General features: G+C 38.7%; 4 protein-coding genes and 1 pseudogene. 3 read left to right on the top strand and 2 right to left on the bottom strand.

Annotated elements, in window-relative coordinates; genetic code table 11:
* A partial coding sequence (locus UC75_RS20455; protein ID WP_228137136.1) for an NAD(P)/FAD-dependent oxidoreductase occupies positions 1–462 on the bottom strand: 462 nt, incomplete at its 3' end.
* A 237-nt stretch (positions 463–699) separates the two neighbouring features.
* On the opposite strand from UC75_RS20455, the gene UC75_RS06430 reads away from it, so the two are divergent.
* Entirely contained in the window at positions 700–1326 is a 627-nt protein-coding gene (locus UC75_RS06430) for a TetR/AcrR family transcriptional regulator (RefSeq protein WP_049837068.1), read from the top strand.
* A gap of 70 nt (positions 1327–1396) precedes the next feature.
* On the opposite strand, the gene UC75_RS06435 is transcribed toward UC75_RS06430, so the two are convergent.
* Positions 1397–2032: a TetR/AcrR family transcriptional regulator gene (locus UC75_RS06435; RefSeq protein WP_049837069.1), complete on the bottom strand. Its 636-nt coding sequence runs from the start codon at positions 2030–2032 to the stop codon at positions 1397–1399.
* Between the two features lie 220 nt (positions 2033–2252).
* On the opposite strand from UC75_RS06435, the gene UC75_RS06440 reads away from it, so the two are divergent.
* Positions 2253–3338 carry a hypothetical protein gene (locus UC75_RS06440; RefSeq protein WP_049837070.1) on the top strand — a complete coding sequence of 362 codons (1086 nt, stop codon included), beginning with the start codon at positions 2253–2255 and terminating at the stop codon, positions 3336–3338.
* 118 nt (positions 3339–3456) lie between these two features.
* Positions 3457–3721: pseudogene (locus UC75_RS20460) on the top strand (hypothetical protein); the annotation flags it as partial.

Genomic DNA, 3721 nt, shown 5'->3' on the forward strand with positions numbered 1-3721 from the left:
ATTGTGAGACTTTGAACCAGACCAAATGAGTCCCCAATGTTGTTCAGCGACTTCAAAGCCATCGCAATATGGGCAAGGTACGATGGAAGCACCCCAATTGTCAGCAAAACCAGAAACATCTGGCATCTGGTCAACAACACCATAACTTAAGATTAGACGGCGTGCGCCCAAGCTTTTGCCATCGCTAGTATGAACAGAGAAATTATCGATAGAACCAGAAATGCTGTCAGCCTGAGCATTGACTAACCTAATAGTTGGATAGCGCTCTAACTGCTGACGTGCCTCAGCTAAGATTTCTAGTGGTGGCTTATGATCATGACCAAGAAGACCATGCGAATGGCCAGCGAAGCGGTTGCGCGGCAGACCCGTGTCAAGAACGGTGACCTTGCGACGAGCACGGCCAAGTTGCAAAGCGGCGGCAAGACCAGCAAAGCTGCCACCTATAATAATGACATCATCCATAGTGATAGGCTCCTAATGTAAATCAAGCAGTTAGCTAATGAATACAATACTCTTCGGCATTGTAGAGAAAGTCACCCATCACTGTGCTGATCAACCTAACGACACCGCATTAGATATTTCAGGAGGAGATTGAGGTCTGGAAAATATCATTGAGACCTGATCAATAACTTGCAGATTTTGGATACTCCATGGTATCGTAATTTAGAAATTAAGATACTGTCAAGGACTGTAATTATTATGAGCGAAAAAAAAAGTCAGCGCGGTCGGCCAATCAATCAAGCATTAGCCCAAACGATAGTCGATACTGCGTATGAACTTTTTGTCGAATTGGGTTTTCAAGCAGCAACATTAGACAAAGTCGCTCAGAGAGCAAAAATATCGAAGCTCAGTATCTATCGGCACTTTGAAAATAAGGAAGCACTTTTCAGCGCAGCAATATTGGCCCGATGCCAACAATTTGCACCACAAACTCTTTTTGAAGGAATCCAAGGTTCAGCCGAAGAACAGCTCATGGCGGTGGGATCATCTCTACTGCGTACATTGTTGAGTCCAGATGTTCGCAGTGTCGAGGCTATGATCGTAGCTGACAAAACAAATCAAAAACCATTAAGCAAACTGCATTACGAAGCCGGCCCTGCCCATGTCATCGCCCAAATCGAGGCCATACTGTGTCAGTTGCATACCAAAGCGCTTCTAAACGTGCCTAATCCTCGTCAATCTGCTCGAATGTTTGCCGCGCTTTTCAAAGGATCTGATCTTTTAATGATTGCACGCTTCGATGAGACGAAAGCAAACGACGATAATGAAATCGAGTCCTATTGCAAATCGGTCGTCGCCATGTTCATCGCAGCACACAGGGAATGATCACGTGGTCGTGATTTAAGCAGCCTAGTAAAATCTAGGCTGCTTTTTTAAACTTCAGATATCGAATAAATTAAGAATTTATCTCTGCCGAAGAAGCAAGTAAACTCGTCGCATAATTCATAATTAATACGACTAAATTATTTGCTTTTTCTTCTGATTCAGCTAGACGTCCTTCCAGTAAAAGATGAGATAGTCCATGTACAAGACTACAACTCAACATTGCTAATACTTCAACTTGAGCATCATCTTCACTCAACCCCAAAATTGAAGCCGTTAATCTTTGTAATTGTGTATATGTACTATCCACTGCCTCTTTTAACTCAATTGCTTCATTCTTTTGTAAGTCAGGATTAAACATCAAAGCAAAGAGATTTCGATTATTTTTTGCAAAGTTGATATAGGCTAAACCAAATAATTTCAAAGCCTCTGGCTGAGAACTAGCATATTGTAATGTTTGACTTTGTTCCTCCTGTAAACGCTGAAATCCTTTTGCTGCCAACGCTACTAGAAAGCTATCTTTGCTTTCGAAATGCCGATATACAGCGTTAGCACTTACGCCAATTTGCCTTGCCATTTCTCTAAAACTCAGGCTTTCAGCATCATTATTTTCTAAATGAACCAACCCTGCATTCAATAATTCTTCACGTACATTTCCATGATGATAATTTGATTTTTGACTTAAATTTTCTGATTGCTTTAAAGACATGTTGACACCGCACACATACTATAAGCATAATGTGGTCACTGAACACATTATGCTTTTGCTTGTAGTTTTATCCTCCAAAGAGAATAAATTCTATTTTGTTCAGTAAAAATGCTTAAACAAAACAATTACCTAAAAGTCACACTCAAACAATAAGGCTGTAAGGCAAAAGAGCTTGGACTCATAAACTTGAGTCTAATCATCTTTAAGCAAAGGAACTGATATGAATAATCTCAGAAGTATAAAACAGGCTTTCTTATTTACAATACCATTAATGTTGGTCAGTTCTCTTGTAAACGCCGAACTCAATGCCTTGAATGATAAAAGTTTAGCGAGCGTAACTGGTCAAGCATTATTTAATCTAACCAATATTGCAGCTAATCAAAATGGTAATCCAAATGCAGATGTAGGTTTTTATCGTCTCGGAATGGAAGCACAAGTAGAATTAAATGCGAATATTAAACGTTTACAGTTAGGTTGCGGTGGGACTAAAGGAGTGGGTTGTGACATTGATATTGAAAATATTAGTTTAGCAGGTGTCCTCCCCGTAAATGGTAGCTATGCAGGATCAGATGCCGTTATTACTAATCCTTTTATCGAGTTTGCTATAAAATCGCCAGACAAAGCTTCTACTCGAGAAATTGTTGGCTTTCGCCTTGGGGCATTAGGCATATTAGGCAAACTTGGATTGGGATCAAATACAGATTTAACAACATTAGCTGATGACACAGCAGGAATTAACTCTTTATCTGGTGATTTGAATTTAACACTTACGAATACTGTTCTGAAGAATGTAGTGATTGAAAATGGATTGATCTCTACAGAAGCACATATTAATGATTATAACAAACCGCTTATTCTTAACCGCTCTACATCAGCAACGCTGGATAATGTAGTAGCTAAAACTGGTCCACTAAAACTATTAGGTATCTTAGATCTACCTTTAGGTTTAACTCTAAGTAATGCCACATTAAAAGATTATCCGCTATCTGGTTTCCATGAAATTTTACTAGCTCAAGATGCAGCAGGAACTATTCCTACTAGTGACACATCACTATCCTTACAAAAGCAAGCTATCCAGTGGCAAAAAATAAGTTCTGGTAGCTTCGAAAATACTGTAGCTGCTCAACCTGGATGGTGGCTTTCCTTACCGAAAGTTTTACTCACTGATATCGAAACACAACAGCGGATTGATGTAGGACTTGGGGAAGCATTAGGAGGCTTAGTTGGTCGAGAATTGATTATTAATCCTATTGATTCTGGACAGGTAGGCATTAAAAACTGCTACGGAAACTTAAAGTTTTGCTAAGTAAAAATGGCGTTCAAACCTTTATATGACCATTAAATTAAAAAAACTCATCATTTTTATATCATTATTAGCAGGGCTGAATACAACCCAAGCTACCACAGTCTATAGGTCAATAAATATGTGCTCAGCTTCAGTCCAACATATACCTGATAATATCCAGAGTTCTATTTCTAAACTTAAAGTAGGATCAATAGAGTCAAATAGTTCAAACATCGCCTTTATTATTGCGTCCGCAATTGCTGCAAAATACGATAAACAAATAGATTTAAACCTTATTACTGTTTATCTGCAAGCTCAACGAAATCTGAAAAATTTCCATTATTCCTTACTTGATATTAAGAAAACTTTCGAGAATTTCAATATATCAGTTGAGGCAAAAAAAA

The sequence above is a fragment of the Acinetobacter sp. V2 genome (genome assembly GCF_001188385.1).
GTDB lineage: Bacteria > Pseudomonadota > Gammaproteobacteria > Pseudomonadales > Moraxellaceae > Acinetobacter > Acinetobacter oleivorans.

Excerpts from the sequence above, each read along its gene's own strand:
- UC75_RS06440 (WP_049837070.1), top strand. The coding sequence starts at position 2,253 with ATGAATAATCTCAGAAGTATAAAACAGGCTTTCTTATTTACAATACCA.
- UC75_RS06435 (WP_049837069.1), bottom strand. The coding sequence starts at position 2,032 with ATGTCTTTAAAGCAATCAGAAAATTTAAGTCAAAAATCAAATTATCAT.
- UC75_RS06430 (WP_049837068.1), top strand. The coding sequence starts at position 700 with ATGAGCGAAAAAAAAAGTCAGCGCGGTCGGCCAATCAATCAAGCATTA.